Origin of the sequence: Falsiroseomonas ponticola (assembly GCF_016805305.1) — a bacterium.
GTDB classification, from domain to species: Bacteria; Pseudomonadota; Alphaproteobacteria; order Acetobacterales; family Acetobacteraceae; genus Falsiroseomonas; species Falsiroseomonas ponticola.
On the sequence record NZ_JAERQN010000019.1, the window covers coordinates 1 to 17,127 of the forward strand.

General features: G+C 74.4%; 17 protein-coding genes. 15 read left to right on the plus strand and 2 right to left on the minus strand.

The genetic code is table 11. The features are described 5' to 3' along the window. A partial coding sequence (locus JJI54_RS30260; RefSeq protein ID WP_203077154.1) for a ParB/RepB/Spo0J family partition protein occupies window positions 1-1,227 on the minus strand: 1,227 nt, incomplete at its 3' end. Window positions 1,228-1,634: 407 nt separating this feature from the next. On the opposite strand from JJI54_RS30260, the gene JJI54_RS30265 reads away from it, so the two are divergent. From JJI54_RS30265 to JJI54_RS30335, 15 genes are all read left to right on the plus strand, one after another. Continuing rightward, entirely contained in the window at window positions 1,635-2,258 is a 624-nt protein-coding gene (locus tag JJI54_RS30265) for a hypothetical protein (RefSeq protein ID WP_203077155.1), read from the plus strand. A 355-nt stretch (window positions 2,259-2,613) separates the two neighbouring features. Further along, complete coding sequence (locus JJI54_RS30270; RefSeq protein WP_203077156.1) at window positions 2,614-2,928, plus strand: hypothetical protein; 315 nt, start codon at window positions 2,614-2,616, stop codon at window positions 2,926-2,928. Window positions 2,929-2,955: 27 nt separating this feature from the next. Beyond that, window positions 2,956-3,525, plus strand: a complete 570-nt coding sequence (locus tag JJI54_RS30275) for a transglycosylase SLT domain-containing protein (protein ID WP_203077157.1) — start codon at window positions 2,956-2,958, stop codon at window positions 3,523-3,525. A gap of 10 nt (window positions 3,526-3,535) precedes the next feature. Next, on the plus strand, window positions 3,536-3,751 hold the full coding sequence (locus JJI54_RS30280; RefSeq protein ID WP_203077158.1) for a hypothetical protein: 216 nt from the start codon (window positions 3,536-3,538) through the stop codon (window positions 3,749-3,751). A gap of 2 nt (window positions 3,752-3,753) precedes the next feature. Next, window positions 3,754-4,071, plus strand: coding sequence for a VirB3 family type IV secretion system protein (locus JJI54_RS30285; RefSeq protein ID WP_203077159.1), 318 nt, complete (start codon window positions 3,754-3,756; stop codon window positions 4,069-4,071). After that, on the plus strand, window positions 4,064-6,583 hold the full coding sequence (locus JJI54_RS30290) for a VirB4 family type IV secretion/conjugal transfer ATPase (RefSeq protein ID WP_203077160.1): 2,520 nt from the start codon (window positions 4,064-4,066) through the stop codon (window positions 6,581-6,583). Before JJI54_RS30285 ends, JJI54_RS30290 begins: the two co-directional genes overlap by 8 nt. Next, window positions 6,580-7,329: a type IV secretion system protein gene (locus JJI54_RS30295; protein ID WP_203077161.1), complete on the plus strand. Its 750-nt coding sequence runs from the start codon at window positions 6,580-6,582 to the stop codon at window positions 7,327-7,329. Before JJI54_RS30290 ends, JJI54_RS30295 begins: the two co-directional genes overlap by 4 nt. Further along, entirely contained in the window at window positions 7,317-7,883 is a 567-nt protein-coding gene (locus JJI54_RS30300; RefSeq protein ID WP_203077162.1) for an EexN family lipoprotein, read from the plus strand. The genes JJI54_RS30295 and JJI54_RS30300 overlap by 13 nt, the downstream gene beginning before the upstream one ends. Next, window positions 7,880-8,152 carry a hypothetical protein gene (locus JJI54_RS30305; protein ID WP_203077163.1) on the plus strand — a complete coding sequence of 91 codons (273 nt, stop codon included), beginning with the start codon at window positions 7,880-7,882 and terminating at the stop codon, window positions 8,150-8,152. The genes JJI54_RS30300 and JJI54_RS30305 overlap by 4 nt, the downstream gene beginning before the upstream one ends. A gap of 13 nt (window positions 8,153-8,165) precedes the next feature. Next, window positions 8,166-8,330, plus strand: coding sequence for a hypothetical protein (locus JJI54_RS30310; protein WP_203077164.1), 165 nt, complete (start codon window positions 8,166-8,168; stop codon window positions 8,328-8,330). Beyond that, complete coding sequence (locus tag JJI54_RS30315; protein ID WP_203077165.1) at window positions 8,327-9,088, plus strand: type IV secretion system protein; 762 nt, start codon at window positions 8,327-8,329, stop codon at window positions 9,086-9,088. The genes JJI54_RS30310 and JJI54_RS30315 overlap by 4 nt, the downstream gene beginning before the upstream one ends. Continuing rightward, window positions 9,085-10,050 carry a TrbG/VirB9 family P-type conjugative transfer protein gene (locus JJI54_RS30320; protein WP_203077166.1) on the plus strand — a complete coding sequence of 322 codons (966 nt, stop codon included), beginning with the start codon at window positions 9,085-9,087 and terminating at the stop codon, window positions 10,048-10,050. The genes JJI54_RS30315 and JJI54_RS30320 overlap by 4 nt, the downstream gene beginning before the upstream one ends. Beyond that, complete coding sequence (locus tag JJI54_RS30325; protein WP_203077167.1) at window positions 10,047-11,108, plus strand: TrbI/VirB10 family protein; 1,062 nt, start codon at window positions 10,047-10,049, stop codon at window positions 11,106-11,108. The genes JJI54_RS30320 and JJI54_RS30325 overlap by 4 nt, the downstream gene beginning before the upstream one ends. After that, window positions 11,108-12,019, plus strand: coding sequence for an ATPase, T2SS/T4P/T4SS family (locus JJI54_RS30330; RefSeq protein ID WP_203077168.1), 912 nt, complete (start codon window positions 11,108-11,110; stop codon window positions 12,017-12,019). The genes JJI54_RS30325 and JJI54_RS30330 overlap by 1 nt, the downstream gene beginning before the upstream one ends. Continuing rightward, window positions 12,016-13,806: a type IV secretory system conjugative DNA transfer family protein gene (locus tag JJI54_RS30335; RefSeq protein ID WP_203077169.1), complete on the plus strand. Its 1,791-nt coding sequence runs from the start codon at window positions 12,016-12,018 to the stop codon at window positions 13,804-13,806. Before JJI54_RS30330 ends, JJI54_RS30335 begins: the two co-directional genes overlap by 4 nt. Here the strand turns inward: JJI54_RS30335 and mobF are convergent. Continuing rightward, complete coding sequence (gene mobF, locus JJI54_RS30340) at window positions 13,792-17,127, minus strand: MobF family relaxase (RefSeq protein WP_203077170.1); 3,336 nt, start codon at window positions 17,125-17,127, stop codon at window positions 13,792-13,794. The two genes, JJI54_RS30335 and mobF, sit on opposite strands and share 15 nt — an antisense overlap.

Below are 17,127 nucleotides of genomic sequence, written 5' to 3' on the forward strand. Positions count from 1 at the left end.
CCCCGCCTCCTCGTGGCCCGGCTCGCCGCCCTCGTCGTCGTCCGCCGGCTCGTCGGGCATGGCGTCCTCGTCGCGCACGAGGCCGCGCTCCACCCGCACCCCCTCGCCCCACCCGTCGAGCGACACCACCGCCCCCGCTACCGCGAGCGCCTCGGCCGTCCACAGCATCTCGCCCGCCTCAAGGGCGGCCAACTCGGCCTCGATCGCCGCGAGGCGCTCCCCTGCCTCGCCCTCCTGCTCGTCGCCACCCTCCGCGACGATGGCGTCGTACTCCTCCGCCAGTGCTTCCCGCCGCGCCTCCTCGTCCTCGGTCAGCGGCACGGCCTCGGGCCGCAGCCGGCGCATGCGCCAGAGCCGGTCGTGCGGGACGTCGCGGGTGACCTCCACCCACCGCCAGCCCTCGGCCCGCACCGCCTCGGCCGCCTCCGTCAGTTTCGCGTCGACCAGCCGGTCCAGGAGCCCGGGGTCCGCGATCCACCCGCCGCCCCCCTCCACGTCGAACAGGTCGCGATCCACGGCTCCCCCGGCCGCTTCGTAGGCCGCGAGCCCGACCAGCCGCACGCGCCGGTCGGTGAGCGCCACGCGGCCCTCCGTGAGCAACCGCCGGATCGTGGCGGGATGTCCGTGCCCGGAGGTCTGCCGCCAGACGCACTCCTGCGCCTCGTGGTCGTCGGTCACCGCGAAGGCGGTCACCGCGTCGAGCGTCAGCGCGCCGGCCCGGTAGGCGTCCATGATCGAGGGCGCCACCGCCGCGAGCCGCAGGCGCTGCCGCACGGTCAGGACCGAGACGCCGAAGCGCCGCGCAATGCGCTCCGCGTCCGCTCCCTCCGTGTGCAGCCGGGCGAAGGCGTCGAACTGGTCGGCCGGGTGCATGGCGACCCGCACGACGTTCTCCGCAAGGCTCGCCTCGGTGGCGTCCTCGTCCTCCACCGCGCGGCAGGGGATGCGCGCCGTGCGCCCGATCCGGCCCGCCTCGGCCAGCCGCCGTAGCGCCGCGAGCCGCCGCCCGCCGGCGACCACGAAGTAGCGCCCGGTCGGCGCGCCCCTCGGCCCGACCTCCCGCCGCACGTTGAGGTTCTGCAGCAGGCCGTGCGCCTCGATGGAGGCGGCCAGCTCGTCGAGCCCCTCCCCTGCCCCGGTGCGCCGCACGTTCTCGGGCGCGGGGTGGAGGCAGTTGAGCTTCACATGGACCGTGGCGCTCGCTGGTGTGGTCGTGGTGCGTGTCATGTCGCGCTTTCCCTTCTTCCTGCGCAGCGGGAAGCAGCCCCGCTGCTTCCCTGGCGTCGCCGAGACCGGGGAAGGAGGGGTGGGCATGCGGGCGGGCGCGGCCGCGCGCTGAGGGAGCGTGGCCCGAAGGGCCATGCGAGCGAGGCGTGCTGCCGTGCTGTAGCCGGCATGCCGAGGGGGACCTTGGGCGGAGCCCGTGGTCCCCCTGGTCTGGGCCGCGTCCGCGGCCGGAGCGCGGACGCCGCATCGGCATCCGCCGCGTCAGCGACCGCAACCCGGCAGGGCGGAGACGGCGAAGGCGGCTCCGGGAGCGGCCAGCGGCCGCGAGTAGGGCGCGGCCCCCGTCAGCGACGGGGGAGACGCTCAAGGCTTGGCCGCGCGACGACGCGGGCGGATACTAGCGATGCATGAGCGATGCGAGCGGGAGCTCTGACGGGGTCTCGGCCGACGCGGGACGCCGGTTGCCGTGGGATCTGCATCCCGCGCTGACGGAGGACCGGCTGTCGGCCTGCGCCCGCCTGCTCGCGCGAGGGCGGTCGGATGCCGTTGCCATGGCCGACCCGTGGGCGGGCGACGACGCCTGGTCCATCGGCTGCCGCGCCTACTCTTTTTCGCGCAACCGCCTGCGCCAGGCTGCCGAGGGCGGGCGTTATCGCTGGCTCGGCGTGCTCGACGCGACGCATCACTTCGTGTTCCTGATCGACGGCGCGCCCGTGCGCTTTTTCCGCGGCGACGCGGAGGAGCCGACGAAGCGCACGCTGAGGCAGCAGGAGAGCGAGGCGCAGCAGATGGCGCTGGCGCTCGGGGACCTTGGGGCCGCCGAGGGGCTGATGTTCCGCCTCGCCGTCGAGACGGGCGAGGGCGGCGAGGTGACCCGCGTGGTGTTTCTTGCGCTGCGTGAAGACGGCGCGACCGAATGCTTCTGGCCTGTCCCGCTCGATAACGCGGACGTGTCGGCACCAGCGAGGCGGAACGTCGGAGTGGGACTGACGCCGCCGCTGGCGACTGGCGCGCTCAGACACAGGGGATGACTCCGGTCTCGTTTTCTGACCATTCTTACGAGTCCGGTTTTGTTCCTCACACTAGAGTGACGTTGAAAACTGGATTTCGAACGTCTACACGCCCAGATTGCAGATTGTATTTAGGTCGCTGCCGTCGGTAGCATCCCCCCTCGCCGCGCCACGGGGGTCCGACCGCAGTGCAAAATTCGATACTCTGCAACCGCGGCGATTCCGGCCAGCCCGGCCCGCGCCATCTCGCGCAAACCGCCGAAATCGCTAGCCTGCAGCCCCGAACGGGAGGGACGTTCGGGGCGTGGGCGACACACTCGGCGAGGCGGATCTACGCGAGGGTCTGCTGCGCGGCGGCCGCATCGAGGCCGTCGTGGTGGTCGCGCGTCGCGACCCCGACGGCGGCGTCGACCACGTGCCCTACCTCCTGCCCTCCTGGCGCCGCGGCTACGTCGCCATCGAGCTCTTCCGCGGCCCCGGCGTGCGCGGCTGGCGCGACCTCGACCGGCTGCTGCGGTACCTGCGCGACGACATGTCCTTCAAGCTGCCCGTCTCGCTCTACGAGGAGGACTGCCCACGCCTCGCGCGGCTGCGCTCCGTCCTCCCCCGCAGCGCCATCACGAAGCACGTCAAGGCGGACGCGAGCCAGCCGCCCGAGGGCATGGACGTGCCCGAGGTCCCGCCCGAGTAGCTTCGCGCGCCGCGCCGGCGGTGCGCGGTGACCGGCTGCGCGGCGCTCGCCGGCTTGGCCCTGTTCGCCTGCGTCGCGCGCGATCCCCGCTGCCTGCCCGACGAGCACCGGCGCCTGCTCCCCGAGCTCGCGGCCGTCGCCGAGCGGGAATCCGGCTTCCGTCCCTTCGCCATCCGCGACGAGGCAACAGGCGAGAGCCTGTTCCCGGCGACGCGCGCCGAGGCTGTGGCGGTCGCCGCCGCGCGCGACGCGGCGGGCCGCACGCTCGGGCTCGGCTGGTTCCAGATCACGCACCGCGCCAATTGGCGCCGCCACGGCCTCACCGTCGAGACGGCGCTGGACCCCTGCGAGAACATGCGTGCGGGTGCGGCGCATTTGGCCGGTAACCTCCGGGACGCCGCCTTCCAGCTCTACAACAGCGGTCGCGTCGGCGGCGCTCCCGGCTACGCAGCCGCGGTCGCGCGCCGCGTCGGCAGCCACGCCGCAGCGCTCGCTGCAGGCGAGACGCCCGACGCCGAGATGGCGCCGGTCCCCCCTCCCCCTATCCCCGACCTGGGTCGCGGCCGACCAGGGCGGGACCTCGTGACCGGCCGGTAGGAGATCGCCCATGGGTGGCGGAGACGTCTTGACGCGCGCGCTGACCTCGCTCGCGACATTCCTCGTCGGTCCCTTCGGGATCGCCTTCATCATCGCCTGCGTCGTCATCGCCTTCCTCGCCGCGGCGGCGCGCATGGCGCCGCCCTCGGCCGGCTTCGTGGCGATGTTCTTCGGCGCCGCCGCGTTCACCGGCGCCTACTTCGTCAACACCTTCATCGGCAGCTGAGCATGTCCCCCGCCGCCGGACGCGACACGCTGTTCCTCGCCGCGACGCGCCCGGCGATGCGGTGGGGCGTGCCGATGGAGGGCTACTACCTGAACCTCTTCGGCACATGGCTGCTCGGCATGGTGCTCGGCAGCCCGATCTGGTGGGCGACCTTCCTCGTCTGGCACCTGCCCATGGTCGCGCTGACGAACCGCAACCCGCATTTCTTCCACGAGCTGCGCATGTGGTACGTCACGCGCGGCCAGACGATCGGGGGCGTGCTCCGCGCCATGCCGGACCACGCGCCGCGGCGTGCGAAGGACCTGGTGTCCGGTGTCTAGCCGCTTCACCCCCAGCGTTCCGACGCTCGGCGAGCACGTCCCGATCGAGGGGCACCTCACCGACCGCGTGCTGCGCCTCTCCGACGACGGCGCCTACGCGATGCTCACGCTTGACGGCCTGCCGTCTGCGGACACCGCGGGCGACGCCGACCTGCTGGAGCGGGTCGACCGCCTGAACGGCACCCTCATGGGCGTTCCCGCCGGGGACCGGATGGTGATCTCGGTCTACCTTTGCCGGAGCCTCGCGGACCCGGCAGCCGTGCCGGAGCCGGATCCGCACCTCACCCCCTTCGCGCGCGCCTTCGGGGCAGGTTACCGCGAGCGGCTGCTGGACGGCCTGCTCTACGAAAACCGGCTCTTCATCGGGCTGCACCTGCGCCCCGCGGCCGGCGGCGGCGCAGAGTGGTGGGCGCGGCGCAAGGCGCGCAAGCGCGGCGCGGACACCGCCGGGGAGCGCGCCATCGACCGCGCCCGCCAGCTCGAGCGCGTCTGCGACTGGCTCGCGTCCGAGCTGGACGACTACGGCCCGCGGCAGCTCGGCCTCGCGGAGCGCGGCAAGGGTGTCTTCAGCGAGATCGGCGAGGCGCTCGCCTTCGCCGCCACCGGCGTGTGGCGGCCCGTCCCGCTCACCACGGGACGGCTCGCCGAGGCGATGTTCGCCGAGGAGGTGGCGTTCCACTACGAGACCGTGGAGCTGCGCGGCCCCGGCTACACCCGGTTCGTCGCGATCCTCACCTTCAAGGGCTACCCGGCCGCCACCTACCCGGGGATGCTCGCCGCCGTCGAGCGCGCCCCGTTCTGCGGCACGCTCCTCCACCACTTCGAGCGCCATGCCACCTCCGGCGGCATCGGCCTGCTGACGCGCCAGCAGAACAAGATGGTCTGGGCCGGCGACAAGGCGCGGAGCCAGATCGCGGAGCTCGACGAGGCCGCGGACCGCGTCGCCTCCGGCCGGATGGCGATGGGGGCGCACAGCGTCTCGCTCGCCGTCTTCTCGGACCGCGCGGGCGGCGCGCTGCCGTGGTACCGGCGCTTCGCCGCGGCGCTCCAGGGCGCCGGCCTCGGCTCCGTCGCCGCGGCCCGCGTCGAGGCGGCGCTCGACGACGCCACGGGCGGGCCGGGCCGGAACCCGCTCGACGACGTGGTGAACGCTGCCTGGAAGACGCTCGCCAACTGCGGCGCGGCGATCGCGCGCGAGAACAGGGCGCTGATGGCGGCCTGGCTCTCGCAGCTCGCGGGCAACCACCGCCTGCGCGCCCGGCCGGGCGCGCTCTCCAGCCGCAACCTGGCCGCCATGGCGCCGCTGCACGGCCCGGCGCGGGGCGTCCCGGTCTCGCGCTGGGGCGCGCCGATCATCACCCTCCGCACCACGGCCGGCACCGCCTACCCCTTCCACTGGCACGACGGGGAAGGCGACGACGCGGTCGGCAACACCCTCATCACCGGCGAGACGGGCTCGGGCAAGACGACCCTCGTCGGCGCGCTCATCGCCTGCACGGCCGGTCGGGCCGACGTGGTCGGCCTCGACCACAAGCAGGGCTGGCAGGTGCTCTTCGGGCACCTGGGCGCGCCCTACGCGGTCATGGGCGGCGGCAACCCGATGTTTGCACCGCTCAAGGGGCTGGAGCCCACCCCGGCGAACCTCGACTTCCTGCTCGAACTCCTGCGCGGCTGCATCGTCCAGGGCGGCTGGCGCGACCTGACGCCGGAGGAGGAGCGGCTGCTGTCGCTCGGCATCCGCACCGTGATGGAGAACCCGTCGGAGGATCGCCGGCTCGCCGAGGTCGCCGCCTTCCTAGCGCCCGACGTGGACGTGGACGGCGCCGGGGCGCGGCTCCTGAAGTGGTGCTGGGGCGGAGAGCTCGGTTGGGTGCTGGACGCGCCGCGCGACGCGCTTGACCTCTCGGGCGGCACGGTCGGCCTCGACGCCACCGACGTGCTCAAGAATGGCCGAGCGGCGGCGCCGACGCTGCTCTATCTCTTCCACCGCATCGGCCTGCACCTCGACGGCCGGCGGCGCCTGCTGCTGCCGGTGGACGAGGGCTGGCGGGTGCTGGAGGATCCGGCCTTCTACCGGCCGATCGCGGCGCAGCTCCGCACCATCCGCTCCAAGAACGGCGTCGTCGTGTTCATCACGCAGTCGCCGTCGGACGCCGCCAACAGCCCGATCGCGGCCGAGCTGCTGGAGCAGTGCCCGAATCAGATCCACCTGCCGAACCCGCGCGCCTCGGAGGCGGACTACGTGGGGCGGCTGAAGCGCACGCCGGGCGAGTTCGCCGCGCTGCGGGCGCTCGGGAAGGGCTCCGGCCAGTTCCTCGTCTGCAAGGGGCGCGAGAGCCTCATCGCTGAGCTGCGCCTGCGCGGGCTGCCGCAGCTCGCCGCGCTGTCGGCGAGCGAGGCGGCGCTGCGCGCCTACGAAGCGCTCCCGGAGGAGGTGCGGGCCGACCCGCGCCGGCTCGAGCACGAGTTCCGGCGGCGCCGCGCCGCCGCGGAGGAGGAGGTCCCGGCATGACGCGCGTCCCCACCCTGGCGGCGGTCGCCGCGCTCGCCGTCCTCGCCGTTGCGCCCGCGCAAGTCCACGCGCAGTGGACCGTGGTGTGTCCGACGTGCCGGCAGGAACTGACGGACAACCTGGCCTGGGCGCAGCAGGCCGGCGACATGATCCGGCAGCTGCAGCAGATGCAGCAGCAGTACCAGCAGCTCGTGATGACCTACCAAGCCATCACGCGGGTGACCGACCTCGGCAGCGCCGTCTCCGCGCTGAGCATGATGGGCATCCGCAACCCGCTGCCGATCAACCCCTACGCGGCGCAGAGCCTGATGAACGGCACGGGCGGTGCGGGGGGCATGCTGAACTCGCTGTCGGGCCTCTACACCGGCACGGTGCGCGGCAACACGGTCTATGCGCCGCGCGACGACACCTGGACCACGCGCCAGATCGTCGCCAACGGCGGCGGGCTCGCCGGCGCGCAGGCGCTCGCGCTCCAGCTCTACCAGTCGGCGGCGGAGCGGGTCACGGGCCTCGCGGAACTGCAGGGCCGGATCGACGGCGCGCCGGACCCCTCCGAACGCGAGGCCCTGATCGCAAGGCTCGGCGTCGAGCAGGCCTACATCCAGAACCAGCAGGTCCAGGCGCAGAACATCCAGACCTACCTCATCGCGCAGACCCAGGTACGGGAGCAGCAGCGCGAGGAGCGGCTCCAGCAGAGCATCGACGAGATCCTCGAGGAGGCGCGCGGCCGGGGGTGGTGGCGGTGATCCGGCACTGGCGCTCCTTGCCGCGGTGCCGGGCACCGCGGCTGCTCGACCCGGATCTGCTCGGGGGGCTCGGACTGCTGCTGTGGACGCTCGCCTTCCTGGTGCTGAGCGCCGCCCTCGGGGTGACGCAGACGCTGCCGCCGAGGGAACAGCGGACCGTCTCCTGGTACGCCGCCAACCCTTGGGCCCTGGACGCCGTTACGCGCGCCTGCCGCGACGATCCGGGCCGGCTGCGCGGCAGCCCAGACTGCGTGAACGCCGACCAGGCCCGGATCGTGGTTGCCGAGCGCGAGGCACGCGCCCGGGCCGGGATGCGACCGGAGGCGCCGGCGGCGACGCCCGACGCGGAGCGGACGCGCCAGGCGGAGGCAGAGGCGCGCCGGAACCAGGGCGACCTCACCTCACCGACAAGCCCCCGCTACTGGGCGACCCGGCCCATGGAACGGGCGCAGCAGCTCGCCCACTGTGGCCGGCTGACCCCACAGCAGCAGACGCGCTTCTATTGCGACGCCGCGCGCGCCGCAGAAGCTGAGGCGCGGAGGCCGCGTTCGTGAACGGTTGGGACGTCTTCAGCCAACTCTACGACCTGGTGGCGATCCCGCTGGTCGCCGGCGTGGACGCGATGATCGCGGCCATGACCGGCTGGGTCGCCGGCTGGCTGAAGGTGGCCCTCGTTGTCTACGTCACCGGCCGCTTAATGTGGCAGGCGCTCGTGCAGAACGGCGAGCCCCTGTCGCCCGCGCCCGTCGCCCCCGCGCCGATCCCGCTCGCCCTGCCTCGGCCGTCCTCCGGCCCGGTTGGGCCGTCCATGTCCAACCGATAGGAGCATCGCCGCCGTGCCGCGCCGCCTCCTGCTCCTCGCCATGGCCCTCGCCACGCTGGGCGCTGGCTGCTCCGACGGGGCCCGGCGCCTCGCCGAGCCCTCCGGGCCGGTCTTCCGGCTGAACCCGGACCGCTGGCCGGACGCGGTTCCGCCGGCGGGGAGGGCTGCCCTGCGATGAACGCCCCCCTGCGCCTCAAGCCCGGCGTGTGGCCCGCCGAGCCGCTGAGCCCCGAGGCCGCCCAGCAATTCCTCGCGGATGCCGCAGCGCGCGCCGACGAGGTGCGCCGCACCAGCCTCGCTTTCCGCCGCGCCGGCTGGATCGCCGGCACCTTCGGCGCGCTCCTCGGCCTCGCCGACGTCGGCGTCGCGGCGACCGTAGTCCTGCGCGCCGAGCCGGCGCGGCTCGACTTCGCCCTGCTCGACCGCGACACCGGCGAGGTGAGCCCGACGCTCGCCGCGCGCGACGCGCCGCGCGCCTTCACCGACCACACCGCACGGCAGTACCTCCGCCGCTTCGTCGAGGCCTGCGACGGCTACGCGCCGACGCCGAACCCGACGACGCTCCAGCGCGACCTGCACCGCTGCGCCATCCTGCTGACCGAGCCGATGCAGGAGCGGTTCCGGGCGAGCGTCGCGCGGTCGAACCCGGAGAGCCCGCTCGCCACGCTCGGCCGCAACGGCGTCCGCACGACGGAGGGCTTCCGCTACTTCAAGTACCCCTCCGAGGGTGCCACGCAGACCTGGAGGGTGCAGTTCACCCGCGTGGAGACGCGCGTCGGCGCCGGCGGCCCGGGCGTGACGACGCGCACCCCGATGACGGCGATGGTGAACTTCCGGTGGCGCCCCGAGCTGCCGCAGCTCGCCGAGGACCGCGACTGGAACACGGCCGGGATGCAGGTCGTGACCTACAGCATCGAGCCGGACACCGGGCGATGATGCGGCACGCCCCACTCGCGGCGGCGCTCGCCGCGGCCCTCGCGCTTCCCTCCCCCGCTGCCGCGCTCGACGAGCCGCGGCCCGTGGACCCTGCCGAGCCGCACATGCGGACGCTGGCCTACAACCCGGCCGGCCGCACCCTCCTCGTGGGCACGGTCGGGCGAGCCACTGTGATCACCTTCGGGCCGGACGAGCAGGTGAAGCGCGTAGTCCTCGGCGTCGAAACCGTCTGGGAGCCGCCGAACGCGGCGGCCCTCGCGCAGTCGCCGTTGAACAACGTCCTGCCGCTCTGGGCGGTGGCGCCGGGGCGGACGACGCTGCAGGTCGTCACCGCGCGGCACGGGGCTGCGGACCGTGTCTACCAGTTCTCCGCCGAAGTCCGCCCGCTGCCGCGGACCTGCGGCCCCGACGGTCGGGCCGAGTGCGCCGACGATCCGGGCGCCATCTATGGCCTCGCCTTCACCTATCCCGACGACGAGCGCGCCCGGCGCGAGGCCGAGGCCGCGCAGGCGCGCCGCGAGGCGGCGGAGCGGGCGGCCTCCTTCCGCGCGCGCCGGGAGGCCGAGGTCGCGCGGGACCGCCTGGCGGTGGACTTCGCCTGCCGCAACTGGACCTTCGAGGGCCGCGGCTCGGCCGACCTGGTGCCGGACGAGACCTGCGACGACGGCCAGCGGACCGCCTTCCGCTTCCTTGGCAACCGCCAGGTGCCAAGCGTCTTCACGGTCGACGCCTCCGGCGCCGAGCAGTCGGTCCAGGCGGTCGCCCGCCCGGCGGGCGAACTTGGCCTGCGAGGCATCTGGTGGATCGTGCCCGGCGTGCACCGCGAGCTGCGCCTTCGGCTGCCCGGCAACGCCGTCCTGGCTGTCTACAACCGCGCCTACGACCCGGTCGGCCGCGATCCGGCGACCGGGACGACCCACCCGGACGTCGTGCGCGAGCTGGCGGGGACGGGCCGCCGATGACCGAGGACCGCGGCGCTCCCGACACCACAGGCCGCCGGCTGCTCACCCAGAAGCAGACCTACGCGGCGTCGATCCTGGGCGCCGCCGCGCTGATCGCCTTCGTCTTCTGGCGTCACCCGGGAACCGAGCCGCCAGAGCCGCCCCAGCCGGCCGGCGGCATCGGGCGCCGCGTCACCTTCGACCCGCCGCAGCCGCCTCCGGCGACGCCGCCCGCCGAGCCGGTCGCCTTCGCGCTCCCTCCCCCGCCCCCGCCCCCCCAGCTCGCCGCGGCTCCGTCGCAGGCGGCCGCCGGACCCCGGGCGCCGCGCATGATGTCCTATGCCATCACCGCCCTTCCCCGCGCTGACGACCGCTCCGGCGCGGAAGGCGGCGGGCCCCGTCCGGCGGCGGGCGGCACCGACGCCGACGCGGCGCGGCGCGGGACCTCTGTGACCTTCCGCGGCACCGCGATCGCCGGCGCCCGCGCGGGCGCCCCGCTCGACACGACCCTGATGCTCATGCCCGGCGTCTACCGCTGCACGCTCGACACCGCGGTCAGCAGCGAGCGCCCGGGCCCGTTCTTCTGCCACGTCACGCAGGACTGGCTCTCGCCCGCCGGCGTCCGGCTGATGGAGGCCGGCACCCGCATCCAGGGCAGCTACGAGAGCCACGTCGCCGTCGGCCAGAGCCGGATCCTCTCCCTCGCGGCGACCGGTTGGACGCCGCAGGGCGTGCCCGTCCCGCTCGGCGCCCCGGTCGGCGACGCGCTCGGCCGCGTCGGCATGGACGGCGCCGTGGACCGGCACTTCTGGGAGCGCTTCGGCGGCGCGGTGTTCCTCATGCTCTCCGGCAGCGCGATCAGCGCCGCGCAGGGCGCCGTGCAGGCCGCGCTCGCGCGTGGCGACAACAACACCTACCTGAACCTCCAGACCGGCGGCGTGCAGGGCGCGGTCGCCTCGGTGCTGCGCGACAGCATCAACATCCCGAACACGGTTACGAAGAACCAGGGCGAGGAGATCGCGGTCCTCGTCACGCAGCCTGTCGACTTCTCCGACGCCTACCGCCTGAGGCTCCGCTGATGCTCGCCGGCGAGGCGACGCTGCTGCGGCTGCTGGAGCCCTTCGCGGCGGCGCTGGCGCGGCCGGGGACGCGGGAGATCGTGGTGAACCGCCCCGGCCGCTTCGGCGTGGAGGGCGAGCATGGCTGGACCTGGCACGACGCCCCGGAGCTGACCTTCGCGCGCCTCGACGCCATCCTCACGCTCGCCGCCTCGCGCACCTCGCGGCGCGTCGGGCCCGACCGCCCCTCGGCCTCCTCGGTGCTGCCGGGCGGCGAGCGCATCATGGGCGCGCGCCCGCCGGCCGCGCCGCCCGGCACGATCACGCTCGCCATCCGGCGCCGGGCGAAGGACTTCACGCCGACCCTCGAATGGCTTGAGGCCGGCGGCTACTTCGCCGCCGTGCCGGGGCGCGGCGCCGCCTGGTGGCGGGCGGCGGTCGAGGCGGGACGGACGATCCTCGTCGCCGGCGCCATCGGCTCCTCGAAGACCACCTTCGCCGAGGCACTCCTCCGCGCCATTCCGCCCGACCGCAGGCTCGTGACGATCGAGGACACGCCGGAGTGGATGGACCTGCCGCACGGGAACTGGTCGCCGCTCTACTTCGACGGCGAGCGGCGCACCGCAACCGACTGCCTCCAGGACGCGATGCGGCTGCGGCCGGACTGGCTGCCCTTCCAGGAGCTGCGCGGCTCCGAGGCCTGGGCCTTCCTCCGCGCACGCGTCGTCGGCCACCCCTCCGTCACCACGATCCACGGCGCCGACCCCGAGGCGGCGATCGAGGCGGCGGCGCTGATGGTGCGGCAGAGCCCGGAGGGCCGCGCGCTGGAGGCCGCGACCGTGCATGGCCTGCTCCGCCAGCACGTGGACCTGGTCGCGCACTGCGCGCGCGATCCCTACCGCGTCACCGCGGTGCTGGAGGTGCGGCCGTGACGCGACAGGGCGCCCTCCTTGCCGGCGCCTTCGGCGCGGCGGCGCTCGCCGCGGTGCCGGTCGCCTCGGCGACCTACCTCGCCATCACCGGGCTCGGGGCGCACCCCTACTTCGCCGCCGCCGGCCTCTGGACGAAGGCGACGGCCTGGACGCTCTACGCGCCGCAGGCCGGGGCGAACTGGTGGGCGGCGGTCACGGTCGGCCTATCGGGTTTCCTCGGCTTGGCGCCCCTGCTGCTGGCCGGCACCGCGGCCGTCGCCGTGCGGCGCCGCGGCGAGCGCCCCCTGCACGGCGAATCCCACTTCGCCACGCGGAGCGAGGCGGAGGGCAGCGGCATTGTCTTTGCTCCCCGCCCGGTCCCGGACGGGATCCTGCTGGGCCGGTGGGGCCGTGGCCCCTTCGCCCGCTATGCCTGCCTCCCCGGCCAGCAGCACGTCGCGGTCTACGCGCCGACCGAGGAGGGCAAGGGCGTCTCCTTCGTCGTGCCGAACGCGATGAACTGGGGCGGCGCGCTCGTCGCCTTCTCGGTCAAGCGCGACCTGGTGCGCTGGACGGCGGCCGAGCGGGCGCGGAAGGGCGACGCGGTCTTCGTGCTCGACTTCGGCGACCCGGAGGGCCGCACGCACCGCTGGAACCCGCTCGGCCTGGTCCGCCGCGGCACGCCGGACGCCACCGACGACCTTCAGAAGGCGATGTTCGCCCTCGTGCCGGAGACGCGGGCGAACAACCCCTACTGGGACAACGCCGGCCGCCGCGTCGCCACCGCCCTCGCAGTGATCCAATCTGAGACGCCCGGCGCGCCGCTGACCGTCGCGGCGGTGGCCGGCCTCGCCCGGCGAGGCGACGCTGTCGCCCACCTTCGTACCCTGGTGGCGGACGCCAGGCGGGAGAACCGCCCCTACCCGCGTGCGGCCGTCGAGACGGCACTCGGCTGGGCGGACGGGATCGAGAAGGGGAGCGAAGAGGCAAGGGGCGTGCGGCAGACCATCCTCACCGCGCTGTCGCTCTGGGAGGTGCCGCGCATCGCCGCCGCGACGGCGGCCAGCGACTTTGACGTGCGCGAGCTGCGGTCGCGCCAGATGTCTGTCTACCTCTGCGCCCAGCCCTCGGACCTGCGCCGGATGCGGCCGATCTACGCGATCTTCTTCCAGCAGCTGATCGACGCCATGGCGCGGGAGGAGTTCGGGGAGAAGCGGGAGCACCGGCACCGCGTGCTGGCGCTCCTCGACGAGTTCTGGGCGCTCGGCGAGCACCGGGTGCTGGCCGACGCGACGGCCTTCATCCGCTCCTCGGGCCTCCGCATGGCGATCGTCGTGCAGTCGAAGGACCAGACGCGGCTGGCCTTCGGCGAGGACGGGTCGCGGAACATCTACGCCAACGCCGGCGCCGAGATCGCGCTCGGCGGCCTCGACCAGCGCCAAGCGGAAGAGGTGAGCCAGCGCGGCGGCAGCGACACGGTTGTGGAGACGACGCAGAGCCGGCCGCGCTTCTTCGGATGGCTGAGCCCGTCGCGGCAGAGCGAGAGCGAAACCGTGCGGCGCCGTGCGCTGATGCTGGCGCAGGAGGTGCAGCGCCTGCCAGCCGACAAGCTGCTCGTGCTGCGCCGGCGGCTGGCGCTGCTGCTCCTCGACCGGCTCGTTTGGTACCGCGACCCGCACTTCCGGGACCGGGCCGGCGAGCCCCCGGCCGTGCCGACCCTCGCCGTGCGGGTGGAGCGCGACGCCGCGCCGCCTGGCGAAGCGACCACGGCGCCGGCGTCCGCCGCCGGCTCCTCACCGGTCCAGTGACATGGACCGTTCGTCGCGCCCGCGATTGGCAGCGGGGGCCCGCATTTGTGCGAAGCGCTCCCGTACCGCCGCCGTGACCTCCGCGCCGAAGCGGGAAAGCCTCTCCACGAATGTTCCGCTGGCACGGACGGCCTCGGTCAGCCGCTCGACCAGCGGCGCCGCCATCCGGTCGCGCCGGTTCCGCGCCAGCCGCTCGCCGAGCGTCGTCTCCGGCAGCCCCTTCTCCGCCCGCCGTTCCGCCGGCAGCACCCCGTGCCGGAGCGCCCGCGCGGCGCCGCGCCGGACCTCGCCGGCCCGGGCGAGGAACTCCAGCGCGCCCTCCTGCCGCGGCTGGCGGCCGAGGTTGCGCGCCGCGTTCGCCCAGGCGTCCGCCTCCGTCACCGGCCGGACGTCGTTCAGTGGCCGGCGCCGCACCACCTCGGCGTGCTCCGCCCCGGCCGAGACCAGCAGCCAAGAGGTCCGGCGGTGCCGCGTGCCCGAGGCATAGGCCGCGAAGCCCGTCACCGCCCTCGTGCCGGCCGGCAGCGCGTGGACGTGCTCGGTCGCCGTCGAGCCCTGCGCCGTGTGGGTGGTCATCACCTCGCCATAGGCGAGCCGCACCCGACCCGTGCCGCGCTCGGCGAGGGTCGACCAGGCCACCCTACCCTCGCGGCCGGAGGCGTTCCGCACGCGCATCCCCTTCGCGTCAGCCGAGAGCACGGTCAGCACCGAGCCGTTACGCCCGATGCTGCCCCCCTCCCCTTCCGCGCGCGTGCTGGCGAAGAGCCGGACCCGGTCGCCGGGCGCGAGCGCCATCTCGTAGGCGTTCCCGTCGCGGTCGGCCGCGCCCACCCGCACCTGGTCCTCCCCGACCTGCCCGAGCCCCCGCCGCACCTCGCGGATGGCGACCCCAAGCCGGTGCGCGTCGGCGTTGGTCGGCGCCGAGACGGTGAGCGTGTAGGACGGGTCGTCCGCGTTCGCCCGCAGCCGCTGGCCGACGAGGACGGCGACGCGCTCGATCGCCTCGCGGGTGCCGCCGGGCACCAGCTCGGCCGTGCCGTCCTCGCGCTTCATGGCGAGGGCTTCGGCCGCGCGGCCCTCGCGCCAGTGGCCGGCGATCTCGCGCTCCCGCTCGACCCGCTGCCGGACCGTCGTGAGGATCTCCGGCACCTGATCCGGCCCGAGCGCGCGGCGGACGAGGTCCACGATCGGCCCCGCCTCGATCGCCTGGCACTGCCGGTCGTCGCCGAGCATGGCGAGGCGGAAGCCGCGCGCCTCCTGCAGCCGCAGCAGCTCGAGGCCTTGGCGTGTCCCGAGCAGGCCGAGTTCGTCCACCACCACCACGGAGCGTCGGTCGAGTACGATCCCGTCCGCCTTGGCGGCCTCCAGGAAGACGCTGAGCGCGCGGACGTTGCCGCGCGGTATGCCGGCGTCCGCCAAGTCGTCGGCCTGCCGCCAGGCCAGCGCCACGCCGTGCACCGCCCTCCCCTGCCCCGTCCAGGCGGCCACCAAGGGCTGCAGGAGCGTGGTTTTGCCGCTGCCCGCGGCGCCGACAACGACGCCGAGCCGGCCACCCTCGCCGAGGCGGTGCATCGCCCGGCGCTGCGCCTCCCCGTGCTCGCCCTTGAAGGCGAGGCCGGCGCGCCCGGCCGCAGCGGTGATCTCTCCCGCCTGGAGGGCGCCGCAGCGGTCGGCAGCCGCGGCGCGGGCCAGCCGGACAAACTCCGCCTCGTCGGAGGCGTGCAGCGCCGTGGTGATGCCGACCTCGCCCCGCTCGCCGGCCTGTCCCCAGACGAGCGACGTGGTCTCGCCGTACTGGCGGACGCCCTCGCTCCGGAAGAGCGCGGTCACCCGACCGACGTCGGCCGTCTCCTCGATGCCGGCAGCGATCAGGCCGCGGGTGGCGGCCGTCCTGGCATCCGCCCCGGAGACGACCGCCCGGCGGTCCAGCTCCCGCTCCAGCCAGGGCAGCGCCGCTTCGTAGGCCTGCGCGAGGCGCTCCTCGCGGGTCGGGGCTGGTCCCTCCCGGCGGGGCCCCTCGATGCCGCCGTACTGCCAGCCGAGCTCGCCGGCCTGACGCCGCCAGTCGGCGAAGTCCGCCACGTCGTCCTTCTTGAGCTTCGCGCGGGTCTCGAAGTCGAGCCCGGCCGGCATCCCCTGCACACCGGCCTTCAGCAGCCCGGTCCGGCGCTCGGGCGGCAGCTCATCCCACTCGAGGCCGAGCGTCTTGGCGTAGGCCCGCGCCGCCTCCTCGCCGCCGAGGGTGCGCTTCGAGAAGTGGTCGCGCACGGCGTCCGGGATTGCCGCGAGGCGAGCCATGCCGGTGCGGTTGTCCAGCACCACCTCCGCGCCGAGCCGCCGGAGGTTCGCGGCGAGGTGCGCCTGGTAGAGCGCGCCGGCCTCCTTGATCAGCCCGTCGAGGCGGTCGAGGTCGAGCGAGCCGACCCGGCCGTTCTCGCAAAACACGGCGTTCGGCACAGTGAAGTGGGTGTGCAGGTCGGGGTCGCCAGCGACGTGGACCGCCACGCTCTCGGTGACGGTCCGCCCGCCCTCCTGCCGGGTGGTCCAGAGGGTTGGGCGCGAGGTGTAGTGGTCGAAGGCGATCCAGGCGACGTGGCCTGGGTCCGCGCCGTCCCGGCCCCCGTTGCCCTTCCTGGCCTGCCCGATGCGCGCCTCGATGACGGCCATGGCCTCTGCCGCGGCGTCGCGGTGCGCAGCATAGATCGACGCTTGCTCGGCGGGCCGGGCGAAGGCCCAGGCGACCGAGACCGACTTGTCCGGGGTGAGGCAGAAATCGACGGAGCCGATCGGGGTGAGGTCCTTCACCTCGCCCGTCCGCCGATTGGTGACCTGGCGCGCCGAGGCGTAGCGCTTGCCCTCGATCTCCTCCCCGTCGGCGCGGCGCCCGGCCAGCAGCGCGTTGATTTCCTCCCAGGTCACGCCGCGATCCGGGTCGACGCCGAGGCCGCGCGCGACAAGGGGGTGCATGTCCCGCCTCGGCTCGGCCACGGGCGGACCATAGGCCGCCTCGAAGTCGCGCCGCTCCAGCGTCTCCGCAAGCCGCCTTCCGAGCCGCGTCTCCTCGTCGTCGGGGTCGGCACCGCGATCGGCATGCCGGAGCATCAACTCCGATATCGCTTCGCTATACGAAAGCTGCCCTTTGCTAACGTCTTTGGCCAGGGCGGCCACGGCGCGATCCTCGGCCGAGCCCCCCTCCATGCCCCGTGTGTAGTACCGCGCGAGATCCGCCACCTCGCGCGGCAGGGTCTGGGTCAGGAGGTGATTCGTCATCGCCGCCGTGTCGGCGGGCTGGCCGCCGGCGATGGTGGAGTAGGTCAGCAC